This is a genomic window from Alcaligenes sp. (assembly GCF_050255915.1).
GTDB lineage: Bacteria > Pseudomonadota > Gammaproteobacteria > Burkholderiales > Burkholderiaceae_B > Alcaligenes > Alcaligenes aquatilis.
In genome coordinates this window covers 125,515-147,165 of sequence record NZ_JBFWIQ010000002.1, presented here as the reverse complement: position 1 = coordinate 147,165, position 21,651 = coordinate 125,515, and the positions used below count along the sequence as shown (strand labels likewise).

The following is a 21,651-nucleotide window of genomic DNA, read 5'->3' as shown; positions in this document are numbered from 1 at the left end:
AACACTGATTCAACACAGCTCATGTTCTGGCCTTATAGAATTGGCCCGATCTTGCTGCCATATCCTGTCGCACAAGTTTCATGCCTAAGTCCTGTACTTACCGCTATGATCGGGATGAGAATCCCTACCAATAGCAAAAAACTATTCCTTCGCTAAAATCATTTGATTTAACTATTTTGAACAAGGCACGTAGACTGATCCTAACTTCTTAAAACGACCCGCCCCACTCGGTTCGGGTCAGCTTCAACGGAGAATCACAATGAGCAACAAAACCCTGACGACTGCCGCTGGCCGCCCTGTGGAGGAGAACCAGAACTCCATGACAGCCGGCCCTCGTGGTCCCGTCCTGATGCAGGATTATTGGCTGCTGGAGAAGCTGGCTCACTTTGACCGTGAACGCATCCCCGAGCGTGTCGTACACGCCAAAGGTTCGGGCGCTTTCGGCACGTTTACCGTCACGCACGACATCAGTCAGTACAGCATGGCCAAGGTCTTTAAACCAGGTAGCCAGACCCCCGTTTTCTTACGTTTTTCCACCGTAGCTGGTGAAGCAGGAGCCGCCGATGCAGAACGCGACGTTCGAGGATTTGCCATCAAGTTCTATACCGAAGACGGAAACTGGGACCTCGTGGGCAATAACACTCCTGTCTTCTTTATACGGGATCCACTGAAGTTCCCCGACTTCATCCACACACAGAAACGCGACCCGCGCAGCCACCTGCGCAATATGAGCGCCGCCTGGGATTTCTGGTCCTTATCGCCCGAGTCCCTGCACCAGGTCACCATCTTGATGAGCGACCGCGGCTTGCCCTGTAACCTTCGTCAACAGCATGGTTTCGGTTCGCACACTTACAGCCTGATCAACGACAAGGGCGAGCGCCACTGGGTGAAATTCCACTTCAAATCCCAGCAAGGCATTGCCAACTACACCAACGAAGAAGCGGCCAAAGTCGTGGGTCAGGACCGCGAAAGCTCGCAGCGCGATCTGTACGAGAACATTGAAAAGGGCAATTTTCCACGCTGGGCGCTGCGCATTCAGATCATGACCGAAGAGCAGGCGCGCACCTACCACATCAACCCCTTTGACGTGACCAAGGTCTGGCCACATGGCGACTTCCCGCTGATCGATGTGGGCATGCTGGAACTGAACGAGAACCCCACCAACTACTTCGCCCAAGTTGAACAAGCCGCCTTTACACCTGCCAACCTGGTGCCCGGTATTGGCCACTCGCCCGACCGCATGCTGCAAGGCCGTATCTTTTCCTACGGCGACACTCAGCGCTACCGTCTAGGCGTGAACCACGGCCTGCTGCCGGTGAACGCACCGCGTTGTCCGTTCCACAGCTACCACCGTGATGGTGCCATGCGTACAGGCGACAATAACGGCGGCACGATCAACTACGAACCCAACAGCCAAGGTCAATGGCAACAGGCTCCCCGCAGCGAACCGCCTCTGGCGTTGGACGGTCAGCCGGCAGATCACTGGGATCACCGCGTAGATGATGATTACTACTCACAGCCCGGCAATCTGTTCCGCCTGTTCAACGACGAGGAAAAGCAGCGCCTGTTCAGCAATATTGCCGACGCCATGGCCGGTGTTCCCAAGGAAATCATCGAGCGTCAGCTGGGCCACTTCACCAAGGCAGACCCTGCCTACGGTGCTGGTGTAAAAGCAGAACTGACAAAACGCGGTCAGCTTTAAACCCTGATCGGGCTGTTTAAGCCATCCAAGAATCGGCTCCCCCTCTACAATCGGGGGGCCGATTTTTTTTGCACTGGCCCTGCGTTCTCCTACCGAGCCCCACTATGAAATTTGGCTATACCATCATCTACGTTCCCGATGTCGGCCAGGCACTGGACTACTTCAACCGTGCGTTTGATTTGCCTACCAAAATGCTGCATGAAACCGGGCTGTACGGCGAGCTGGAAACCGGCCAAACCACCTTGGCCTTTGCGGGCGAAATGCTGGCCTACATGAACTACCCAAAAGGCCATTTGTCACCGCACGCGTCAGAAGTACCGCTGGGTATCGAAGTTGCCCTGGTCTGCGATGATGTACCTGCCGCTCATGCCAAGGCGCTGGCAGAAGGGGGCACAGAACTGGCGCCGCCGCAGGACAAGCCTTGGGGACAGGTGGTGTCTTATGTGCAGACGCCGGAGCGCATTGTGGTGGAGTTGTGTACTCCGGTTAAATAAACGAAAACGCCGGGTTCAAGCCTTGCCAGGCAAGACAACCGGCGCAGCCAGCAAACCGGCGGAGACAAAGGCAATGATCTGCTCAAGAATCTCGTCAGTATTGTTGGGGTCACAGATACCTGGTGCCAGCTCTTCCAGCCTGTGGGTATCGGAGAAGGCATACATGTAGGCCCCAATCATCAGGACCACACGCCAGTACACGTCCTTGGCCTGCAGCTCGGGCAGTATTTCTTCCAGAATCTGCACATACGCACGGGTTGAGCCGTCGTAGGCTTCATTACGCAGTTTGTAGGAAATCTCGGCCGGCTCGGTGTGCAAACGGGCTTGCAGTCGCAAGAAGCGTCGACCTCCGGGTGTCTCGCGCAAGGCGATCGTGGGTGCCAGAAAAGCGCGCACCACATCATCAACCAGAACCTTGCCCTCTTGATCGCGCAAGGCATGCAAGCGCCGTAGACGCTCATCGGAAATGGTTTTTCCTCGACGGATGAACACGGCCTCAAACAGGCCGTACTTGGAACCAAAGTAGTAGTTGATCAAGGCTTGGGTCACAGCCGCCTTTTGAGCGATGACGCGCAATGTGGTACCGGCATAGCCAGTCTCGGAAAACTCTTCCTCGGCGGCGTCCAGAATTCGCTCTGACGTGTTGTCACCTACCCCTTCCGGGCGTCCAGGCTTATCCCGCTTGACCCAGGAGCTATCCGACGACAAAGTTACACGGCCCATATTTGCCTCAAAATTTGATTCATTCTTATCTACCAGCTAAGCCAGATTGGCGACGCGACGCCGCGCCCGATGCACGGAACCGTTACGTGTGGCCCAACGCAAGACGCCAGCAACGCTGTTCACCACCTTGCGACGCCACCACATGGATATAGCGCTGGGGCGATGCTCAAAACAACGTTGAGCCCACTCTGGCAACATATCCAATGCCGCCAACAGGAACACCCTGGCAACCCAAGCCTTGGGCCCCTTAAACAGGGTATGTGAAGACATTAAAATTGTAGCCACTTCCCGTGTTCGCGCATCAACCCGTAATTGCGGACCGGCCTGGGCAAACAGCTCCCTCAAGCTTGCCGCATCCATGACCAGGCCATCCGCCCCCAGCAACACGGCAACTTTCGAGTATTGTGCAACATAGCGATCCTGCTGCTCTGGCGCCAGTCTGGCATTACGCCAGCGCATATGGGATTGCAGAAAACAGTAGGCCTGCGTGTGATGCACCCAACGCAGCAACTCCGGGTCATTGGCATCGTAAGGCGTGCCATCCGGCAAATACCCGTGTACGTGCTCATGCACCCGCCGTACCTGATCAATGCAACGCTCAGCCTGCTCCGTACCCGCATAACTGACTGCCGAGATGAACTGCGCCGTTCGACTCAAGCGCCCCTGCATATCCTGACGAAAGCGGGAATGATCCCAGACCCCGGCCAATACCTTCGGGTCCAGCATCTGCAAGCACAATGCAGAAATCCCCCCCAACATCATGGAGGTGAAGTCTGCATGCACTTCCCACACAGCCGACTGTGGGCCAAACAAGCCGGGCTCGCCCGCAGGCGTCGTAAAGTCTACCGGGCTGCCTTGCAGACCAGTAATGATATGAATCTGGTTCTCAACATACTGACGTATCGACAACAAGACGCTTCCCCCGGCCCTACCCATTAAACCTGTAATGCTTTCGGCTGAAAGTCAGTAGCATTATATGAATAAACCCAGTCCGTCTTGATGCCGCCCGCGTGCGGGTTTTTCTTCTGCTGCTCACGGTATTCGGCATCACGCTTGGCCTTGGCTTCGCTATCGGACAGGTGATAGGTGCGGCCGCGCTCACGTGCTTCCAGTTGCACCCGGCTGGTACGTGGCAGGCGTTCTGCTTCATAAAGCGACAAGGCGGTGTCCAGATCATCTGGCAAAGTGGCTAACGCAACAGCCAACACGTAGGCGTCCTCGATAGCCATTGCCGCGCCCTGAGACAGGAAGGGCAGCATCGGATGCGCCGCATCGCCCAGCAAAGTCACACGGCCTGCCGACCATTTGGTCATAGGGTCACGATCAAACAATCCCCAGCGATAGACATCCGTCACGCGCTCGAACAGCTTGACGATATTGGGGTGCCAATCCTTGAAGTCCTGCAGCATTTCCTGCTGGGTGCTGCGCGCATTCCAGGACTCTTCCACCCAGCTGGCTGTTTCATTCACCGCCACAATATTGACGGCCTTGCCGCCGTTCACGTAATAGGTCACCACGTGGCTTTTAGGACCCAGCCAGAAGGAGGATTCGGGTGCGACAAAATCAGGCATCTCATCAAAGGGCACAACGGCCCGATAGCACATATTGCCGGTGAACTTGGGTTCTTCCTCCCCAAAGATGGAGCGGCGTACTTCCGAACGCACTCCATCGGCCCCCACAATCAGATCAGCCTCAAAGCTAGACCCGTCAGCAAAATGGGCCACCGCCTTGCCATCTTGCTGCGACACCCCGGTGCACTGCGTGTTGAAGGTGACCGTTGTTGTATCCAGAAGCTCGGTCAGCAAATGATGCAGGTCCGCGCGATGCACGTGAAAGAACTCCGCCCCATACAGCTTCGGGCAGTCGCTCTTTAAAGGGATACGGAAGCTTTCCTCTCCACTGGACCAATCACGCCCCACCAAAGCCTCGGGCAAGAAACCAACCTTGGCCAGCGCATCGTGGGCACCTAAAGCGTTGAGCACCTTGACCGCATTCGGAGTCATTTGAATCCCGGCACCGACCTCTCCAAAGGCGGCTGCACGCTCAAACAAATGTACTTCGATGCCGCGTTGCTCCAGGGCTGCTGCCAAAGTCACGCCACCAATACCACCGCCTATCACACCTACTTTCAACGTTTTTTTCATGCTGTACATCCTCGGTGTTTGGGCCCTGAGAAGCCCAAACCTCCCCAATTAATTAAACAAATAAATAATAAATACGCAAAAAAACTGATAACCCTAGATCACCAGCAAAGGACGCAAGTCTGCATACGGACGAACCTCGCCGTACTTCTGTTGAATATCAAACAGGCTCGCGTCATGAGGCTCCTTGGCTCGGTCACCCACGCAATCTGCCAGGACAAAAGGGCGCAAGCCGCAGGACATGGCATCCACGACGGAAGCACGTACGCACCCGCTGGTCGTTGCGCCAGCAATCAGCAAAGTCTGCACCGCCCGCTCTGCAAACCAGGCAGCCAAGGCAGTACCAAAGAAGGCCGATGGAACCGTTTTACGCACGACCAGTTCACCCGGTGCAGGCTTCAGGGCATCGACAATGGCACTGGCCGGGTTGTGCTCTCGTAGCTGCACCAAACCGGGGACTTTCAGACCGAATACATTGCGGTCGGCGCTGTCATCGGCAAAGACAATGCGGCTGTGTGCCACCGGCCAGTTCTGTGCCCGTGCATCCGCCAGAACCGTACGCGTTTGCTCAATGGCTTCCAGAATATTTCCACCACCAAATGCCTGGGGGTCGGCAAAACCATTAACGAAATCCACAATTAACAGCCCGACATTGCCTTCAAGCTCCAGCCCTTGCCCAAATCCCTGTCGCTCGTAAACACTCTGGCTGCTCATGCCAACTCCTCTACCACTTTGCCCTCCCGCACAGTCTCGCGACCATCTACCGTCACGGTGCAGGCACGCAGCGGAATATCAATGTGGCAAGCCGTTGTGCGGTTGCCCCCAACTTCATTATTGGGGCCAAAGGAGAACAGAAAATTGCCTGCGTAGGCACGAGCATCCATGCCCAGGGTTTGCTCTTTGTCGTAAAGGCCCAGCGTGGACCAGTGAGCACGAGGCTGCAGGCCCCAGCCTATGTGGGACATGGCGTAAGCCTCAGGATCGTCGAACGAGGCCATGTATTCGCGCAGCAGCTCGGCATCCAGCCCGCCTTCAATCGAGGTCACCACACCGTTCTCGACCGTCATGATGATGGGATCAGCCGCATAGGACTTCATGGGCAATAAAATGTCGCCACGATCAATCACGATGCGACCATGAGCCTGACCTTCGTTTGGCCAAGTAAGGATAAAACCGCTGGGCCAGTGATCCCAGCGCCCCGGATCATCCACAAAGCCGTATTCCTTTACTACCGGGTACTGCCCCAAAGGCATGACCAGATCCGTACCTGCCCTGGACGTGGCCCGCATTTCACGAGCGCCCTGTAGCACCTGTGCCGAACGCTCCACACGTTCCTTATCCTGCAAGGATGGCACCATACGCACCAGCACCTCGGGCGGTTCGGCTGCCAGGAGAATTTTGGTGCCCGACTTCAAAATCTCATGCTGTTCGGGAGAGAACAGCAAGGTCATCAGATCCAGCACCAAATCACTGGCCTTGAGGGCGGCAATCGCGGCTGGATTACCCGTCAGCGGAGTCGTGCCCAAGTAAGCCAGAAGGTCGCGGCTCAATGCTTTTTCTGCGTTTACAGGCAGCAAGTCCACCTGCATCTGGGTTGCCCCCAAAGATGCCACGGCCAGCTTGGCGGTAGCCAAGGTTTGAGGATGGGTATGCGAACTGGTCAGAATGGTGACCATCTGCCCCGGCTTCACTCCAGAAAGACTCAGCACCTCATTCCAGGCCTGAACCATTTGATGATCAGATACAGCCATCTTCCACTCCTGTTTCTTGTTAAAAGGTAAGGCCCAGAAAGGTGCCCAATGCGCGATAAAAGCCTTCCTCGTCATCCCAGGGGATCATGTGCCCAGCGTCTGGTACACGTAAGATCTGCAAGTCAGGCTTCAAGGACTGCGCCTCTTTACTATCCTCATCGCGAATGACATCCCCCTTGCCCGCCACCATCAGGGCCACCCTCCAATCATTAAGCTGGCTGAAGTCCGGGAACGCATCGTCGGTGTGGAACCACTCGTAGCTGTCCGTCACTGCGCGCACATCGCAGGTGTGTAGCCACTGTGCGCGCAGCGTCAGTTGCTCAGGAGTCCAGGTCGGGCAAAACTGCCGCATCTGCTCGGCGCTCATACCTTGTTGAGCCTGTGCAATGGAATCGGTGTACCAGGCGATATTCGCCGGATAGGGGCGTCGCCCTGGGCCGGACACTGGCGGATCCACCAGCACCATGGCGGCCCCCTTGGCCAACCCTCGGCTGGCCGCACGCAACAGAATGCGCGCCCCCATGGAGTGCCCCACATAAATGGGCGACTCCAGTGCCAGCTCCCGAACGAACTCGCACAGATCATCCGCGCAAGCATTCACGCCATAATCCAGATCTGCGCCTGCTTGAGAAAGACCACGACCACGTACATCAAGCACATACACATCAAAATGCAGGGCCAGACGCTCTGCCACAAACCCCCAGGTGGGAGCAGGGCTGGTGATTCCGGGCACCAGCACCAAGGCTGGTCCGGGACCGGCATAACGCAAGTAATGCTGCCGGATGCCGTTAGCGTGGACATGAGCGCCATAGCTAAGTCGCGATAGGAGTTCAGTCGCCTTGTTCATGCTCATCATCAGCCTCCCAGGTAAGCACTCAATAGTTCAGGATCTTTCAGCATGCTGGCGCTGTCTTTCTCTGCAATAACGCGCCCTGTCTCCAGCACATAGGCTCGACTGGCCACATTCAGCGCGTTATGCACGTTCTGTTCCACCACCAGAATGGACACGCCATGCTCGCTGATGTCCCGCACCACCTGAAAAACCTCCAGCGCCATCTTGGGACTAAGCCCCAAAGAAGGTTCGTCCAGAATCAACAGTTCCGGTTCTGACATCAATGCCCGAGCAATCGCCAGCATCTGCTGCTCCCCGCCGCTAAGCGTGCCTGCCAGTTGCCTGTATCGCTCTTTCAGGCGCGGGAAGCGATGAAAGGCAATGCCTTTACGCCGCTCCACTTCAGTCTTGGACTTGATCAGGTAAGCGCCCAGATCCAGATTGTCTTCAACGGTCATTTCAGGCCACACATGCCGTTCTTCAGGGCAGTGAGCCAAACCCAGCTTCAGAATATGTTCAGGGCTACGACCACTGATCACCTGTCCCTTCCAGGTGATCTGGCCAGAAGTAGGGCGGATCAGACCGGAGATTGCCCGGAGCGTGGTGGATTTCCCGGCGCCATTGGCTCCCAGAATGGCTACAACTTCACCAGGCTGCACATGCAAGCTGACGCCATGCAGGGCCGTCAAATTGCCATAACCCGCCACCACATCCTGCAACGCCAATAGAGGTTCAATGTCCTGTTTACTCATGCCGCTTTCCCCATATAGGCTTCCAACACTTGCTCATTGGCCTGAATCTCTGCCGGTGTTCCCGTTGCCAGTTTTTTGCCAAAGTTCATGACCACGATCTGGTCAGACACACGCATGATCAAACCCATGTTGTGCTCTACCAGCAAAATGGACTCCACCCACTGCCCAGGCAGCTGTTTGAGCAAGTCGGCCAAGCCTTCTGCTTCATGTGTATTAAGTCCGGCGGCTGGCTCATCCAGCATCAACAATCTGGGTTTAGCACCAAGAGCAACGCCCACCTCCAGCAGTCGCAACTCGCCACAAGACAAGGAGCTGGCCAGGACATCAGCACGCTTGGCCAAGCCAATCTGATCGAGAATACGGCGGGCCGAGACGATGATTTCCTGTTCGGTTTTTGCCTGCTCTTTGCTAGGCCAGAAAGTGCGCCACAAGGGTGCCCGATCAGCCAAATAATGGGCATGGACCAGATTGTCGAAAACACTCAGAGCCCGCAGCACATTAGTCTTTTGAAAAGTGCGAATGACGCCCTGCTGTGCCATGCGATACGGCTTGCTGGCCGTGACCTCTTTGCCATCCCATAACACCCGCCCACGAGTAGGCTGATAAAAGCCGGTGATAAGGTTGAAGCACGTTGTTTTGCCAGCCCCATTGGGCCCGATCAAGCTGACGATTTGCCCGGCAGGAACGGTGAAATCAATATCCTGAACCGCATGAATACCGCCAAAGGATTTGCTGAGACCGCACACTTCAAGCATGACGCGTCCTCCCAAATAAATGATGAAAACGCTGCTGCACAAATCCCATGATTCCATCCGGCGCAAACAGCACCGAAGCCATGACGATCAGTCCAAATAAGGACAGACGCAACTCCTTGAATTCGCGCAAATACTCTTCCAGCAAGGCCACCACAATGGCCCCTGCAATAGGCCCCAGCAAGGTGCCTTTACCGCCCAGCAAAACGATAATAATCATGGTCGCGGTAAACGGAAAACCGAAAACTTCCGGCCCTACAAAACTGATGTAGCTGGCGTAGTAAGCCCCGGCAATCCCGGCCAGAAAGGCCGCCACCACAAAGACAAACTGCGAGTAGCGAAAAGGATCAATACCGACCGATTGCGCCACGTAGTTGTTCTCTCGCAGAGTGACGGCAGCACGGCCCGCACTGGAATGCACCAGGCGGTAGCAGATGTAGAAAGTGATGGCGGCCAGCACAATGCCCATCACCACAAAACCCCGCTTGCCAGCCAGCCAGGGCGACATGTCCAGCAAAGCAGGATGAGCCACACCCGAGATGCCCATCGGGCCATTGGTCAGGTCCACCCAGTTATTGGCCAGCAGGCGCAGGACCTCGGCAAAGGCCAGCGTCACAATGACAAAGAAGGGCCCATTCAGACGCAAAGTCACACGCCCAATCACGTAACCCGCTGCCGCAGCAATCAAGGCCGCCGCGGCAATGGTGACCGTGACAGGCCAGCCCACCGCGGGCGAGCTCAAAATGGCGACCGAATACGCCCCCAGGCCAAAAAATGCCACATGACCCAGCGGGAACTCTCCCACATAACCAATGATCAAGTTCAGGCTGCTGGCCAGCACGCTATACATCAACACCAGCACCAGGATGTGCAGCAAATAATCGTTCTGCACAAAACAAGCGAGCAACGCCGACAAGGCCAGGAAGCCCACCATAAAGTGACGTTCTATTTTCATTTACGCGCGCTCCGCTCGAACCGAAAACAAGCCATAGGGACGGAAGAACAGAATCAAAATCACCAGGGCAAAGCCCACCATGTCCGCTGTCCCCGTTTGCACATAACCTCCCCACAGCGCTTCTGCCACGCCCAGAATCAAGCCACCCAGAATGGCACCACCGAAATTGCCCATCCCGCCCAGAATGACCACCACAAAGGCCTTCAAACTGATCAGGCCACCGATCGAAGCCTGCGCGACATAAATGGAGCTGAGCAACATGCCCGAGGTTGCCGCCAGAACAACACCCAAGGCGAAGGTGGAGGCGTAGATAGTGGCGGTATTGATACCGACCAGACTGGCCGCCGTCGAGTCCTGGAAGGTGGCCCGCATGGCTTTGCCCAAACGGGTTTTCTGGATCAGAAGGCGTGCGCCGACGATGGCCGCAATAGACATCCCGATCGCAAAAACGCGCACCTCGGTGATGAATATCGGTCCCAAAAACAGGGGAGTATTAGGCACCGGCGCCACCACTTTCAAAGGTGCCGTACCCACGATCATCAAGGCGGTATTCGTCAGGAAAATCGACAAACCGATAGTCAGCAAAATGCCTGGCTCCGGGCCCTTGTCCCGGATACGAGCAATCAGGAAGCGATCCAGCAGCCATCCAAACACCGCAACGATCACCATGACCAGCGCCAGGCCCACAAAGAAGTTCAGCTCCAATTGCTGGGTCACCAACCATCCCAGCAGGCCACCGATCATGTAGAACTCGCCATGAGCAAAGTTCACCAATCGCATCAAGCCAAAAATCAGGGTCAGGCCCAGGGCCGACAGCGCGTAGAACGTCCCGTTCACCAGTCCATTGGCAATGAACTGCAGCAATAAATCAAACACAATGCCCCCTCATCAAACGATAGAATCCGCAGCTCATCGTGCTCTTAGTCCGCCGTTACCTTGGCCTGAGCAACTATTTCCGGCTGCCCGCCTTGAAGCTTCACCAACACGGCATCAAAGCCGTAGCCCTGGCGTTTTTCGTTGAATTTGAAGTTGCCATTGGGGCCGTTGTAATCCGTGGCCGGCAGTGCCAGACGAATCTTGTCCGGATCGGCTTCCCCTGCGCGTTCGATCGCGTCCATGATGATGTTCATCGCGTTATAGCCAGCCACCGAATACTTGCCCGGCAGCTCGCCATACTCTTTCTGATAGGACTGCACGAACTCCAGATTTTCGGGACGCTGCAAAGTGTGGGCATAAGGAACGGCAGCATGAATGCCTTCTGATGCAGAGCCGGCCAGATTCACGAAGTCCGCCGTCGCCCAACTGCCTACGCCGAAAATCAGACTCTCCAGACCCACTTCCTTCATCTGTTTGACCAGAATCGAGCCATCCTGGGTTTCGGCTGCCACAAAAACACCATCTGGTTTGGCGGCTCGTACCCGCGTCAACAGCGTGTAGAAGTCCGTGGTGCCATGGTCGAAATACAGCTTTTGCACGGTTTCACCGCCCAGGGCTTCGATCTGGCTGGAGAACTCTTCCATGCCGCCCCGGCCCCAGTCATCATTCACCCCGATGTAGGCGATTTTTTTCAGCTTGAGCTGCTCGACCAGAATCGTTGCGAAGGCATGGGCCAGCAAACCATCGGTTTCTGCGGTGCGGAAGAACCACTCATTGCCACGCTCGGTTAAATCACTTTTTGAGGACACGCCCGAGAGCAGGGGCACTTTGTACTTTTGCGCCACGCTCATGGCTGCGATGGTGGCGGAGCTGCAAAAGGCGCCGGAGATAATCGGCACCTTGTCTTTCTGAATCAGTTTTTCAGCCGCGTTCACGGTTTTGGAGGGCTGACACTCTCCATCCTCAATAGCCAGTTCAACCTGTTTGCCCAACACCCCGCCACGAGCATTACGCTCTTTGACAGCCAACTTGGAGCCATTCACATCGGCCTCCCCGTTGTAGGCCACCGACCCGGTCAAAGGCTGAATCACACCAATCTTGATGGTTTGCGCTTGCACGGCCCCCACAGCACCCAGCGTCATGAGCAACCCCATCGTCAATATCGTCTTGCGCACCTTGTATCTCCTTCCTTGGTTTTTAATTAACTGATTGATTATTTCTAGTTTGAAATATTATTAACTGACTAGCCAATAAATAAAATATAGGGAATTCCCTACAGACTTAAAATGATTTTTTATTGTTATCTATCAGTCACTTAATGGATTTTCTGTAGTTTTCATGGATGATGGAGGCCAGGCGAAACCTGCTTGCCGGCTTAATCTTGGTGACAACACTCAAGTGCTATTTGAAGGGTAGACCAAAGGTATTTCAGCTACCCACAGACTGGCTACGAACCGAAAACCCGATGTCTCAGCACATAGATAAACAGCTCCCTTTTCGGGCCACTAGGCCTCTTTCTGATGATGAAATTCCGCCCAAAAGCTGGCCTCACAAGAGACACAACCAACAAGCTCTGAAGGTGGCAGTTCCCTTCTTGAAATCGCCATAAAAAAGCGGACCTGATTTGACATCAGGCCCGCATTCCCACTTTTCTGCGCTAACAAGTTTTGTGCTGCTAGCTGCTACTGGCCGTTGCTCCCCATGTTCCATAAGAACGAAGTCGAAGCGCTAGCCTTTACTCATCGGACTTGATAAACACCGCTCATCACAAGCAGGCGTATGCATCAACACCCTGAGTCTTACTGCTGCAAATACCCCGACTCCTTGATGATAGGCCCCCAGGTATCCAGGTCCGCCTGAACCGTACGGGCCAACTCCTGCGCATCGCCCGATTCAGATCGGAAGCCAATCGGCACAATCGCGCTTTCAATACGTGGCAGCTTGGCCACTTCATTGAAGGCATCCTGGAACTGTTTGACCATCTCCGGCTCCATGCCCAGCGGTGCAAAAATCCCCATCCAGCCCGAGGCCTTCAAATCGCCGTAGCCCATTTCTGCAAAAGTAGGCACGTCCTTCAAAATAGGCAGGCGTTCAGCCCCGGTAATTCCCAGCACCCGCACCGAACCGGCGGCGACATGCTCGGTAATCATGCCCACCGCATCCACGCCAGCAGGGATATGGTCACCCAACAGGTCGTTGATCAGGGGGGCGCCCCCTTTGTACGGTACGGGGGACATCTGGATATCGTTCTTCTTGGCAATGCTATAGCCCATGAACTGGGGGGCGCTGCCAGGAGCGGGAATACCATAATGGCCGTACTTCTCCGGTTCTTTACGGACCAGTTCCACGTACTCCTGCAAGGTATGGGCCGGCGTGGTTTTACCGACCACAAAGATATGCTCGAACTTGGCGATCACCGCCACCGGCGCAAAATCCTTCATGGGGTCGTAGCTGACGGTTTTCACCGTCAGGGGCAGGGTGGTCATCATGTGATTATTGGCAACCAACAGCACCGAACCATCCGTAGGCGAGCGCAAAAAACCTTGGGCAGCAACCTGCCCACCTGCGCCAGCGCGGTTATCCACCACCACATTCACACCCAGCTTTTCACGCAGTTGCTCGGCATATACCCGCGCAACGGCATCCGCAGTTCCCCCCGCCGGATAGCCCACGACCAAGCGTATGGTGTCCGGCAATTTGCTAGCAACAGACATACCTGTTGCCAATGCCAAGGCCGTTCCCAACACGACCTGCGCCCATTTCTTTTTCATTACTTGTCTCCCTACCTCTTGATGACGCGATTAAAGTTCTACTACTCGTCCATTGCCTTGTGCGGCATGACGGCTTAACAAGGCAGCCGCCGTCAATACATCCTCAAATGCCAATCCCAAGGATTTAAAAATCGTGATTTCTTGGTTGTCATTGCGGCCTGCGGCTTGCCCCTCCAGGACCGCCCCCAACTCGTTCAGCTCAGTATCGGCTGACAAGTAACCCTGTTTACACGCATTCAAAAATTCGCCCGACTCGCTACGCGTGGATTGCGCACGATCCACAAACAAACGGCCTGCCGTCATGGTGGGGCCATCCAGTTCACTGCTGGCGGGTGTGCTGGAACCCATGGCGGTGATGTGCGTGCCAGGGCGCAGCCATTCACGCTGCAAGACAGGTGTGGCAGAGCTGGTGGCCGTCAGTACCATATCCGACTGGGACACGGCTTCCTGGGCCGAGACGCCCGCTATCAAGGGGCAATCCAGATACGCCTGAGCTTCCTCAATAAAATGCTGGGCCGATTGTGCAGAGCGGGTAAGCACAAACACCTTGCTCAAACGACGCACTTGCGCCACGGCGCGCAATTGCCACAAGGCTTGATGTCCGCCGCCAAACAAGGTCAGCACGCTGGCATCGGGACGCGCCAACATATCGGTGGCCAAGCCACTGACCGCCGCAGTGCGCAATGCCGTCACGCTGCTGGCGTCCAGAATGGCACGCGTCTCGCCAGTCAAACCGCTCATCAAGAGCACGCAGCCTTGATGGGGGTCTTTACCCAAGCGCACATTGTCTGGAAACAGGGTGCCCATCTTGGCACCGTACAAAGGCTCGGGATAAATCTCCGGCATATCAATGCAGGCAGGCATCATGCCCAGAAAACCGCTGGACAAATGGCTGCGCACAATCGTACGCAAGGGCTGGTCAATACGCCCTTGCTGCAGGGCAATAAAACCCTGGCGCATCAGATCAATCGCCGCCCCCATATCCAGCCCTTCATACACTTCCTGGGCTTTTGCTACATAAACGCTAAGCTGCATGGTTAGCCTTGCGCCAGTGGCGTAGTGATATGGCGGATAAAGGTGTCGGTATCCGTGTTGGAACCACAAAACAACACGCCCACTCGTTGCCCGGCCAGATGTTTGCGCAAAGGGGACATCAAGGCAGCGGTCGCCACCGCGCACGCTGGTTCCGTAGCCATCTTGAATTCATTGAACAGGAAGTGCATGCCAGCACGGATCTGGTCGTCGTTGACGGTCACCAGCGTGTCGATATTGTCCTGACACACGCGGAAGCTGAACTCGTCGGTATGGGGGGCCATCAGACTGTCTGCGATGGACTGCATGGCACCGATTTTTTGCGGCTCGCCTGCCTGGCGGCTTAGTGCCATGACGTTTGCGCCTACCGGCTCAATGCCATAGACCACGCAATCAGGCTGCCACAGCTTAACGGCAGCCGAGACACCCGCAGCCAAACCACCACCACCAATGGGCACCAGCACCGCATCCAGCTTGCCCGCTTGCTGCAACCACTCGTAGCCCAGCGTGGCGGTTCCCAGCACGGTGGGGTAGGTGCTGAACGGATGGATAAAGGTTTTCTGTTCATCCTTTTCAATCTGGCGCACCAGCTCAAACGCCTGCTCGCCGTTATCAGCAAAGACAATCTCAGCCCCATATTCACGGCACAAGGCTACGCGGGCCGGGCTGGCGGTCTTGATCATGACAGTCTTGGCTTTCACCCCCATTTGATGGGCAGCATAGGCCACGGCCACGGCGTGGTTGCCTGCGGAGACGCAGGTCACCCCTTGCTGGCGAGCCTCTTCAGACAAGCTCAGCAAGTTATTGAAAGCACCACGTGCCTTGAAGGTGCCCGAGGCCTGCAAATGCTCGAACTTGAAATTGACGGCGCTATCCAGACGCCCGGTCTGGTAATCAAACACGGGCGTCTGGCGCACATAGGGACGCAGACGCTCGTGGGCCTGCACCACATTTTCCTGGGTAACTTTTTCTGTTGTCATGGGTTTGCGTTGAAACCTGTTTGTCTGTTTTTAAGCGGTCACGGCCTGGCTGCGAATCAGAGCACGCAAGAACTGCTCGCACTGCTCCACCTGGGCCAATTCCACGTACTCATCGGGGCGGTGGGCCTGCTCGATATTGCCGGGGCCACAAATAATCGAAGGAATACCGGCTTGCTGGAACAGACCTGCTTCTGTGCCATAGGCCACTTTTCGTACCGTGTCGTCCCGCGTCAGTTCACGTACCAGCTTGGTAATGGCAGCTTGTTCTTCGGGATTCAGGCCGGGGGCGCTGGCCAGCTTTTCCAGCTCCACTACAGCATCGGGATGCTCGCGGCGCATGGCGGGCAGGACTTTCAGGTCGATGAATTCGCGTATCTCTTGCAAGATCGGCTCGGGGTCCACACCGGGCAGATTGCGGTATTCAAACTCGAATTCGCACAGGTCAGGCACGGTATTCAAGGCGATACCGCCCCGGATCATGCTGGTCTGCAAGGTGGTGAAGGGCACGTCGAAATCGTGGTCGTAAGGGCCCATGCTCTTGTAGTCGTCGGCCAGATCACGAATAGCCGTGATGATGCGTGCCGCATGTTCGATCGCGTTTACGCCCTTAGGGGTCAGCGAGGAATGCGCGGCATGACCATGTACGCGGCAGCGATAGGCGTTAATGCCCTTATGTGCCACGATGGTACGCATGCTGGTGGGTTCACCCACCACGCAACCTTCGGGCTGAACGCCGCGACGGACCAGATCATCAATCATGACAGGCGCGCCCACACAACCCACTTCTTCGTCGTATGAATAGGCCAGGTGGATGGGTTTGGCCAGCCTGGTCGCCAACATCTCAGGAACCAATTGCAGGGTCACACCGACAAAGCCTTTCATGTCGCACGTGCCACGGCCATACAGACGATCGTCACGAACCTCAGCCTTGAAGGGGTCGCTGCTCCAGTTCTGGCCATCGACGGGCACCACATCAGTATGGCCCGACAGAACAATGCCACCGGTACGTGTGCCATCGGCTGCCGGAATAGTGGCAAACAGATTGGCCTTGCGGCCGCTGGCGTCATGCGTCAGCACGGTTTCCAGCCCTTGCTGCTGTAAATAGGCCTGTACGTCGTGAATCAGTTCCAGGTTGGATTCCCGGCTTGTCGTATCATAAGCAATCAGTTTTTTTATCCATTCCACCGAGGTAGAGGGATAAGCAGTAGGATCAAACAACGCAGTCATGCCTTCTTTCTCCCAACGTAAAGCGTGTAGTTCTATACAATAGGACAGAGTTTTCTTATAAGAAAATCAATAATATTTATAAGAATGTTGTTTATTACTTCTTTCGGTTATGACAAAAGACTTGGTTAACACCACCCCCAACTTATTAAGCAAGACAGCCATGGGGGCGCGCATACGTGATGAACGCAAGCGTCAGGGCCTGACCCTGCTCATGTTGGCACGTTTATCCAATGTGTCTTTGTCCACCCTGTCCAAGGCAGAGCGCGGCCTGATTGGCCTGAGCTACGAGAAATTCCTGGCCGTCAGCCGGGCCTTGAAAATGGATTTGTCCGACCTGTTCAAGACGCCTCGTGATCAGAACGAGTCCGGCATGGACATCCTGGTGGGACGGGCTTCACGCACCGTAACCTACCATGCTCACCGCTATGAATACGGCATGCTGGCATCGGAATGGATCAACAAAAAAATGACGCCCATGCACGGGCGCGTGCTGGCCGGTAAACCGCGCGATGCCAGCGACTTCAGCCAACACGAAGGCGAAGAATTTATTTTTGTCATTGAAGGGCAGTTGACCATGCAGTTCCAGGACGGCCGCCGGCATGTACTGCAAGCGCGCGACAGCATCTACTTCAAAAGCAATCTGGGTCACCTGTATCTGTGCGAACACGGGGAAAGCGTGGAGATTCTGGTGGTTTGTGTGAACAATCACTAGGCTCAAAGAAGCGCAGACGGCTGGCCTCAGTCGCTTTGATGACACGTCCAAAGGCTTTTTGTTTGCCCTGGCCTTTTTAGGTTCTCCCACACGACCGATTGCCTAATTGCCTGATTCTCAAGAGCCTAGTCCACAGGGACATAAACACAAGCGTTTCAGATACCAACAAGGCTTAGCGCCCCAAGCCCGAACCGTCTACCTGCTCCATTACAATACGGTTCTGTTCCGCCTCTTTGATCGATCTGACCATGTCCAGCTCTTCCCCTATTGTGGCTATTGCCACCGCCCCCGGCCGGGGCGGTATTGGTGTCATCCGTGTGTCCGGCAAAGAGCTTGATGCTCTGATCCAGACCCTGTTTGGCCGTACGCTGCAAGCGCGTCATGCCCACTTTTTGCCCTTCAAGGATGCACAAGGCGAGGCAATCGACGAGGGCATTGCACTGTTCTTTAAAGGCCCGCACTCCTATACCGGCGAAGACGTGCTGGAACTGCAAGGCCACGGCGGCCCGGCTGTTCTGCGCCGCCTGCTGGATCGCTGCCTGGAAGCAGGTAAAGATCAGGGTCTGCGACTGGCTGAACCGGGAGAATTCACCCAACGCGCCTTCTTGAATGACAGGCTGGACCTGGCTCAGGCCGAGGCCGTGGCCGACTTGATTGACGCCTCCTCGGAGGCCGCTGCCCGCAGTGCCGTCGCCTCCCTGTCGGGCGTGTTTTCCAATAAGGTCAACACCCTGGCTGACCGCATCATTCACCTGCGCATGCTGGTGGAAGCCACGCTGGACTTTCCCGAAGAAGAAATCGACTTCCTGGAAAAATACCAGGCGGCGGCCACCCTGCAAGGCATACAGGACGAGCTGGAACGCATCCTGCAGCATTCGCGTCAGGGGGCGATTCTGCGCGAGGGCCTGCACGTTGTACTGGCCGGTCAGCCCAATGTGGGCAAATCCAGCCTGCTTAACGCACTGGCCGGTGAGGACGTGGCTATCGTGACCGATATTGCCGGCACCACCCGCGACCGTGTCATGCAGCTGATCCACATTGACGGCATCCCGCTACACATCGTGGATACCGCCGGTTTGCGTGACACCGAGGACACCGTCGAGCGCATCGGTATCGCCCGTACCTGGGACGAAATCGCCAAAGCCAACGTGATCGTGCACCTGCTCGATGCTCGCAACCCGCAAGACGAGCTGGACAGTGCCATTACCACTCGCCTGCCATCACATGTACCCGTGCTGCGCGTCTATAACAAGATAGACTTGCTGACAGCAGAACAACAGGCAGCCTTGCCTGCACAGGAAAGCGGCGCCACCGTGCTACCGATTTCTGCCCGTAAGGATATAGGTCTGGACACACTGCGCCGCACCTTGCTGGATATCGCCGGCTGGAACCCCGGCAGTGAATCCCCCTGGCTGGCGCGGGAACGACACCTGCGCGCCTTGGAGCGCGCAGAATACCACCTGGGCCTGGCCGCAGAGCACGCTACGCACAGCGATCAAGTGCTGGACCTGTTTGCCGAAGAACTGCGCTTGGCACATCTGGATTTATGCTCAATTACCGGCGAGTTCAGCAGCGATGATTTGCTGGGGGAGATTTTCTCCAGTTTTTGTATTGGGAAGTGACCTCATCAAAAGACTGAGCCATTGATGTGCAGAGGAACTAGGCATGAGCGGCAAGAAGCTGATTCGAAATAGCACCACTGAATTTCTGATCTTTACTGGTCAGGCTGGTGAACAAAGCATCGAAGCTCGCTACGAAGACGAGACGGTCTGGTTGTCTCAGAAGCTGATGGCGGAGCTTTTTGGCGTTGATGTACGCACGGTCAATGAGCACTTAAAAAATATCTTTGCCAGCAATGAACTGGCTTCCGAGGCAACTATCCGGAAATTCCGGATAGTTCAGCAAGAAGGTAATCGGGACGTAAAGCGTCTGGTGGACTTCTATAACCTCGACGCCATTATTTCCGTTGGCTACCGGGTCAACTCCATCCGTGCCACCCAATTCCGCCAATGGGCCACCCACATCCTGCGCGAATTTGCGATCAAGGGATACCTGATTGATCGTCAGCGCATGGAGAACGGCAGTTTTCTAAACGAAGACTACTTTGAGCAGTTGCTGGCAGAAATCCGCGAAATACGCCTAAGCGAACGGCGCTTCTACCAGAAGATCACCGATATCTACGCAACCAGCGTGGACTACAACAAGAATGCCCCGACCAGTAAATCCTTCTTTGCCAAGGTGCAGAACAAGCTGCATTACGCCATTCACGGCCAAACTGCAGCGGAGCTTGTTCATCAGCGTGCCGACAGCAGCCAAGCCCATATGGGACTTACCTCCTGGGCCAATGCTCCCAATGGAAAAATACTGAAAACAGACATCAGTATTGTCAAGAACTACCTGAAACAAAACGAGCTGGATGCCTTGGGGCGCATCGTCAATGCCTATCTGGAGCTGGCTGAAAACCGTGCCCGCCGCAAAATCCCCATGACCATGGAAGACTGGGCCAAACGCCTGGATATGTTTCTGGAATTCGATGACCGGGAAATTCTGCAAGATAGCGGCAAGATTTCTGCCAAGCTGGCCCAGACTCATGCTGAAAGCGAGTTCGAGAAATATCGCGTCATACAAGATCGCTTGTTTGAGAGTGACTTTGATAAAGCAATAAAAGAACTAGGCTCCTCAAATTCGGAAGCTGATCACTAAGCTGATCACTCCCACACGGCTTGCCCCCACCTCAGTAAAAACCCGACATTCGTCCCTGAATTAAGCACTATCAAAGCCTGCCCTGATCAATCAGGACTATGCTGAACACTCCATTGTCTCCTGCGGGAGGGCATCATGCGCACACTCAACAAGTGGGTTTTGATGGCGGCTTTGATTCATGGCGCTGGGGTAGTACAGGCTCAAGAACTGATACCTCTGGAGCTGGAGGCAGAACAGCGTTCCGTCTCCCGTCTCAGCGTGGCCCAGTGCCTCAATACGGTTCAGCAGACAGCAGCGCGAGAGGGCTTCCAGCAGCACAATGACTCCACAGCCAGCGATCAGTTAGGCGTCTATATTGGCTCGGCTCCCTTGGGGGGCGGCTCGCTGGTGGTGTACTGCATTGATTTGAACCCCTCGACCGCCTACATCATTCGCACCAAGGCACAAGTCACCGCCAATTTGATGTCTCCGCATCAGCTCAACTGCAAAATTACGCGAGCTTTGACGGTGGCAAACCAGCCTTGAGCGTCAGCAAAAGCAGCCCCTGGCTGCTTAAAGTAAAAAAGGGGCGCAGCCCATGTCCATGCAGGCCTACCGCCTAGGCACACCCGCCTGCGCCCCCAAGGGCTCCCAAAACCAGTTGAACGGTTTTTTTTTACGCCATCAATAAATCCCCAACTTCCATACGGGCATCACCGTCCAACTCAATGTCGTCCATGACCTTGTTCAACATGGCATGCGCACTGGATAAAGCACCGTTCAAGCTATTGAGCTCGCTTTGCACACGATCCAATTCCTGCTTTTTTTCCGCTTCGCTGCTTTTGTTGCTGGCCTGGATACGCTGCAGCTCCATCAGTTTCTGTTGAATCTGCTCTTTCAGATCACGAATACGTTTAAGTATGTCCTTGATGCCATCGGGCAAAGAACTGCTATCAATATCCTTGTCACGACCCTTTTTCTGAGCTTGCTGACTGGTCAATGACAGATCTTTTCCCATGGGAGACAGGTGCACCTTGATACGTCCCGATGAGTCTATGGAGCCAGACTCTTCTTGCTCGGGCACCACAGGGGGCGTCATGGCCGTCGCGTTTAATGGCTCGGCCACAGGCATAGTTTGTCTATGTATTAAACCCTGTCCACTGATCTCTATGGTCATACTTTCCTCTCTTGTACACATTATTCCTTAGAGGTTACGGCTGCAACCCGCTCGTTCTTTACCGTGATGTGTGCACCCGGTGTTGCGCCTTT

General features: G+C 55.4%; 22 protein-coding genes. 6 read left to right on the top strand and 16 right to left on the bottom strand.

Going from position 1 to position 21,651, the window contains the following annotated elements:
- Positions 1-259 precede the first annotated feature (259 nt).
- Both AB7E06_RS02930 and AB7E06_RS02925 read left to right on the top strand, forming a co-directional pair.
- On the top strand, positions 260-1,702 hold the full coding sequence (locus AB7E06_RS02930; RefSeq protein ID WP_094198218.1) for a catalase: 1,443 nt from the start codon (positions 260-262) through the stop codon (positions 1,700-1,702).
- A gap of 104 nt (positions 1,703-1,806) precedes the next feature.
- The gene (locus AB7E06_RS02925) at positions 1,807-2,196 is read left to right on the top strand and encodes a VOC family protein (RefSeq protein WP_121739998.1); all 390 of its coding nucleotides are present in this window, start codon (positions 1,807-1,809) and stop codon (positions 2,194-2,196) included.
- A gap of 15 nt (positions 2,197-2,211) precedes the next feature.
- On the opposite strand, the gene AB7E06_RS02920 is transcribed toward AB7E06_RS02925, so the two are convergent.
- The 15 genes from AB7E06_RS02920 to argE all read right to left on the bottom strand — a co-directional run bounded on the left by AB7E06_RS02920 (position 2,212) and on the right by argE (position 16,988).
- A complete protein-coding gene (locus AB7E06_RS02920; RefSeq protein ID WP_035269502.1) occupies positions 2,212-2,919 on the bottom strand; it encodes a TetR/AcrR family transcriptional regulator in 708 nt (235 codons plus the stop codon).
- Between the two features lie 36 nt (positions 2,920-2,955).
- Complete coding sequence (locus tag AB7E06_RS02915) at positions 2,956-3,831, bottom strand: oxygenase MpaB family protein (RefSeq protein WP_094198470.1); 876 nt, start codon at positions 3,829-3,831, stop codon at positions 2,956-2,958.
- Positions 3,832-3,854: 23 nt separating this feature from the next.
- The gene (locus AB7E06_RS02910; protein WP_094198216.1) at positions 3,855-5,063 is read right to left on the bottom strand and encodes an FAD-dependent monooxygenase; all 1,209 of its coding nucleotides are present in this window, start codon (positions 5,061-5,063) and stop codon (positions 3,855-3,857) included.
- A gap of 93 nt (positions 5,064-5,156) precedes the next feature.
- Positions 5,157-5,774 carry an isochorismatase family protein gene (locus AB7E06_RS02905; protein ID WP_060186798.1) on the bottom strand — a complete coding sequence of 206 codons (618 nt, stop codon included), beginning with the start codon at positions 5,772-5,774 and terminating at the stop codon, positions 5,157-5,159.
- Positions 5,771-6,811 (bottom strand): 2,5-dihydroxypyridine 5,6-dioxygenase, encoded by a 1,041-nt coding sequence (locus AB7E06_RS02900; RefSeq protein WP_094198215.1) that lies wholly within the window; start codon positions 6,809-6,811, stop codon positions 5,771-5,773. The genes AB7E06_RS02905 and AB7E06_RS02900 overlap by 4 nt, the downstream gene beginning before the upstream one ends.
- A gap of 19 nt (positions 6,812-6,830) precedes the next feature.
- A complete protein-coding gene (locus AB7E06_RS02895) occupies positions 6,831-7,667 on the bottom strand; it encodes an alpha/beta fold hydrolase (RefSeq protein ID WP_269467002.1) in 837 nt (278 codons plus the stop codon).
- Positions 7,667-8,395, bottom strand: a complete 729-nt coding sequence (locus AB7E06_RS02890) for an ABC transporter ATP-binding protein (protein ID WP_035269507.1) — start codon at positions 8,393-8,395, stop codon at positions 7,667-7,669. Before AB7E06_RS02890 ends, AB7E06_RS02895 begins: the two co-directional genes overlap by 1 nt.
- Positions 8,392-9,150 carry an ABC transporter ATP-binding protein gene (locus AB7E06_RS02885; RefSeq protein WP_042485129.1) on the bottom strand — a complete coding sequence of 253 codons (759 nt, stop codon included), beginning with the start codon at positions 9,148-9,150 and terminating at the stop codon, positions 8,392-8,394. Before AB7E06_RS02885 ends, AB7E06_RS02890 begins: the two co-directional genes overlap by 4 nt.
- A complete protein-coding gene (locus tag AB7E06_RS02880) occupies positions 9,143-10,102 on the bottom strand; it encodes a branched-chain amino acid ABC transporter permease (protein WP_094198214.1) in 960 nt (319 codons plus the stop codon). Before AB7E06_RS02880 ends, AB7E06_RS02885 begins: the two co-directional genes overlap by 8 nt.
- Positions 10,103-10,978 carry a branched-chain amino acid ABC transporter permease gene (locus AB7E06_RS02875; RefSeq protein WP_035269511.1) on the bottom strand — a complete coding sequence of 292 codons (876 nt, stop codon included), beginning with the start codon at positions 10,976-10,978 and terminating at the stop codon, positions 10,103-10,105.
- Between the two features lie 44 nt (positions 10,979-11,022).
- Positions 11,023-12,153, bottom strand: a complete 1,131-nt coding sequence (locus tag AB7E06_RS02870; RefSeq protein ID WP_226349074.1) for an ABC transporter substrate-binding protein — start codon at positions 12,151-12,153, stop codon at positions 11,023-11,025.
- A gap of 624 nt (positions 12,154-12,777) precedes the next feature.
- On the bottom strand, positions 12,778-13,749 hold the full coding sequence (locus AB7E06_RS02865) for a tripartite tricarboxylate transporter substrate-binding protein (protein ID WP_427955014.1): 972 nt from the start codon (positions 13,747-13,749) through the stop codon (positions 12,778-12,780).
- A 30-nt stretch (positions 13,750-13,779) separates the two neighbouring features.
- The gene (locus AB7E06_RS02860) at positions 13,780-14,784 is read right to left on the bottom strand and encodes an ornithine cyclodeaminase family protein (protein WP_094198212.1); all 1,005 of its coding nucleotides are present in this window, start codon (positions 14,782-14,784) and stop codon (positions 13,780-13,782) included.
- A gap of 2 nt (positions 14,785-14,786) precedes the next feature.
- A complete protein-coding gene (locus AB7E06_RS02855) occupies positions 14,787-15,761 on the bottom strand; it encodes a threonine ammonia-lyase (RefSeq protein ID WP_094198211.1) in 975 nt (324 codons plus the stop codon).
- A 30-nt stretch (positions 15,762-15,791) separates the two neighbouring features.
- Positions 15,792-16,988 carry an acetylornithine deacetylase gene (argE, locus tag AB7E06_RS02850; protein ID WP_094198210.1) on the bottom strand — a complete coding sequence of 399 codons (1,197 nt, stop codon included), beginning with the start codon at positions 16,986-16,988 and terminating at the stop codon, positions 15,792-15,794.
- A gap of 160 nt (positions 16,989-17,148) precedes the next feature.
- On the opposite strand from argE, the gene AB7E06_RS02845 reads away from it, so the two are divergent.
- The 4 genes from AB7E06_RS02845 to AB7E06_RS02830 all read left to right on the top strand — a co-directional run bounded on the left by AB7E06_RS02845 (position 17,149) and on the right by AB7E06_RS02830 (position 20,928).
- Positions 17,149-17,700, top strand: a complete 552-nt coding sequence (locus AB7E06_RS02845; RefSeq protein WP_003800785.1) for a helix-turn-helix domain-containing protein — start codon at positions 17,149-17,151, stop codon at positions 17,698-17,700.
- A 248-nt stretch (positions 17,701-17,948) separates the two neighbouring features.
- Positions 17,949-19,322: a tRNA uridine-5-carboxymethylaminomethyl(34) synthesis GTPase MnmE gene (gene mnmE, locus AB7E06_RS02840; RefSeq protein WP_094198209.1), complete on the top strand. Its 1,374-nt coding sequence runs from the start codon at positions 17,949-17,951 to the stop codon at positions 19,320-19,322.
- 43 nt (positions 19,323-19,365) lie between these two features.
- Positions 19,366-20,403, top strand: a complete 1,038-nt coding sequence (locus AB7E06_RS02835) for a virulence RhuM family protein (protein ID WP_125277262.1) — start codon at positions 19,366-19,368, stop codon at positions 20,401-20,403.
- Positions 20,404-20,538: 135 nt separating this feature from the next.
- On the top strand, positions 20,539-20,928 hold the full coding sequence (locus tag AB7E06_RS02830) for a DUF6180 family protein (protein WP_094198207.1): 390 nt from the start codon (positions 20,539-20,541) through the stop codon (positions 20,926-20,928).
- 130 nt (positions 20,929-21,058) lie between these two features.
- Here AB7E06_RS02830 and AB7E06_RS02825 read toward each other — a convergent pair whose 3' ends face one another.
- Positions 21,059-21,481: a hypothetical protein gene (locus AB7E06_RS02825; protein ID WP_230019549.1), complete on the bottom strand. Its 423-nt coding sequence runs from the start codon at positions 21,479-21,481 to the stop codon at positions 21,059-21,061.
- Positions 21,482-21,651: the final 170 nt, after the last annotated feature.

What these genes read in the sequence shown, in the direction of transcription:
- AB7E06_RS02930 (WP_094198218.1), top strand. Translation starts at nt 260, where the DNA reads ATGAGCAACAAAACCCTGACGACTGCCGCTGGCCGCCCTGTGGAGGAG.
- AB7E06_RS02925 (WP_121739998.1), top strand. Translation starts at nt 1,807, where the DNA reads ATGAAATTTGGCTATACCATCATCTACGTTCCCGATGTCGGCCAGGCA.
- AB7E06_RS02920 (WP_035269502.1), bottom strand. Translation starts at nt 2,919, where the DNA reads ATGGGCCGTGTAACTTTGTCGTCGGATAGCTCCTGGGTCAAGCGGGAT.
- AB7E06_RS02910 (WP_094198216.1), bottom strand. Translation starts at nt 5,063, where the DNA reads ATGAAAAAAACGTTGAAAGTAGGTGTGATAGGCGGTGGTATTGGTGGC.
- AB7E06_RS02905 (WP_060186798.1), bottom strand. Translation starts at nt 5,774, where the DNA reads ATGAGCAGCCAGAGTGTTTACGAGCGACAGGGATTTGGGCAAGGGCTG.
- AB7E06_RS02900 (WP_094198215.1), bottom strand. Translation starts at nt 6,811, where the DNA reads ATGGCTGTATCTGATCATCAAATGGTTCAGGCCTGGAATGAGGTGCTG.
- AB7E06_RS02895 (WP_269467002.1), bottom strand. Translation starts at nt 7,667, where the DNA reads ATGATGAGCATGAACAAGGCGACTGAACTCCTATCGCGACTTAGCTAT.
- AB7E06_RS02890 (WP_035269507.1), bottom strand. Translation starts at nt 8,395, where the DNA reads ATGAGTAAACAGGACATTGAACCTCTATTGGCGTTGCAGGATGTGGTG.
- AB7E06_RS02885 (WP_042485129.1), bottom strand. Translation starts at nt 9,150, where the DNA reads ATGCTTGAAGTGTGCGGTCTCAGCAAATCCTTTGGCGGTATTCATGCG.
- AB7E06_RS02880 (WP_094198214.1), bottom strand. Translation starts at nt 10,102, where the DNA reads ATGAAAATAGAACGTCACTTTATGGTGGGCTTCCTGGCCTTGTCGGCG.
- AB7E06_RS02865 (WP_427955014.1), bottom strand. Translation starts at nt 13,749, where the DNA reads ATGAAAAAGAAATGGGCGCAGGTCGTGTTGGGAACGGCCTTGGCATTG.
- AB7E06_RS02860 (WP_094198212.1), bottom strand. Translation starts at nt 14,784, where the DNA reads ATGCAGCTTAGCGTTTATGTAGCAAAAGCCCAGGAAGTGTATGAAGGG.
- AB7E06_RS02855 (WP_094198211.1), bottom strand. Translation starts at nt 15,761, where the DNA reads ATGACAACAGAAAAAGTTACCCAGGAAAATGTGGTGCAGGCCCACGAG.
- argE (WP_094198210.1), bottom strand. Translation starts at nt 16,988, where the DNA reads ATGACTGCGTTGTTTGATCCTACTGCTTATCCCTCTACCTCGGTGGAA.
- AB7E06_RS02845 (WP_003800785.1), top strand. Translation starts at nt 17,149, where the DNA reads ATGGGGGCGCGCATACGTGATGAACGCAAGCGTCAGGGCCTGACCCTG.
- mnmE (WP_094198209.1), top strand. Translation starts at nt 17,949, where the DNA reads ATGTCCAGCTCTTCCCCTATTGTGGCTATTGCCACCGCCCCCGGCCGG.
- AB7E06_RS02835 (WP_125277262.1), top strand. Translation starts at nt 19,366, where the DNA reads ATGAGCGGCAAGAAGCTGATTCGAAATAGCACCACTGAATTTCTGATC.
- AB7E06_RS02830 (WP_094198207.1), top strand. Translation starts at nt 20,539, where the DNA reads ATGCGCACACTCAACAAGTGGGTTTTGATGGCGGCTTTGATTCATGGC.
- AB7E06_RS02825 (WP_230019549.1), bottom strand. Translation starts at nt 21,481, where the DNA reads ATGACGCCCCCTGTGGTGCCCGAGCAAGAAGAGTCTGGCTCCATAGAC.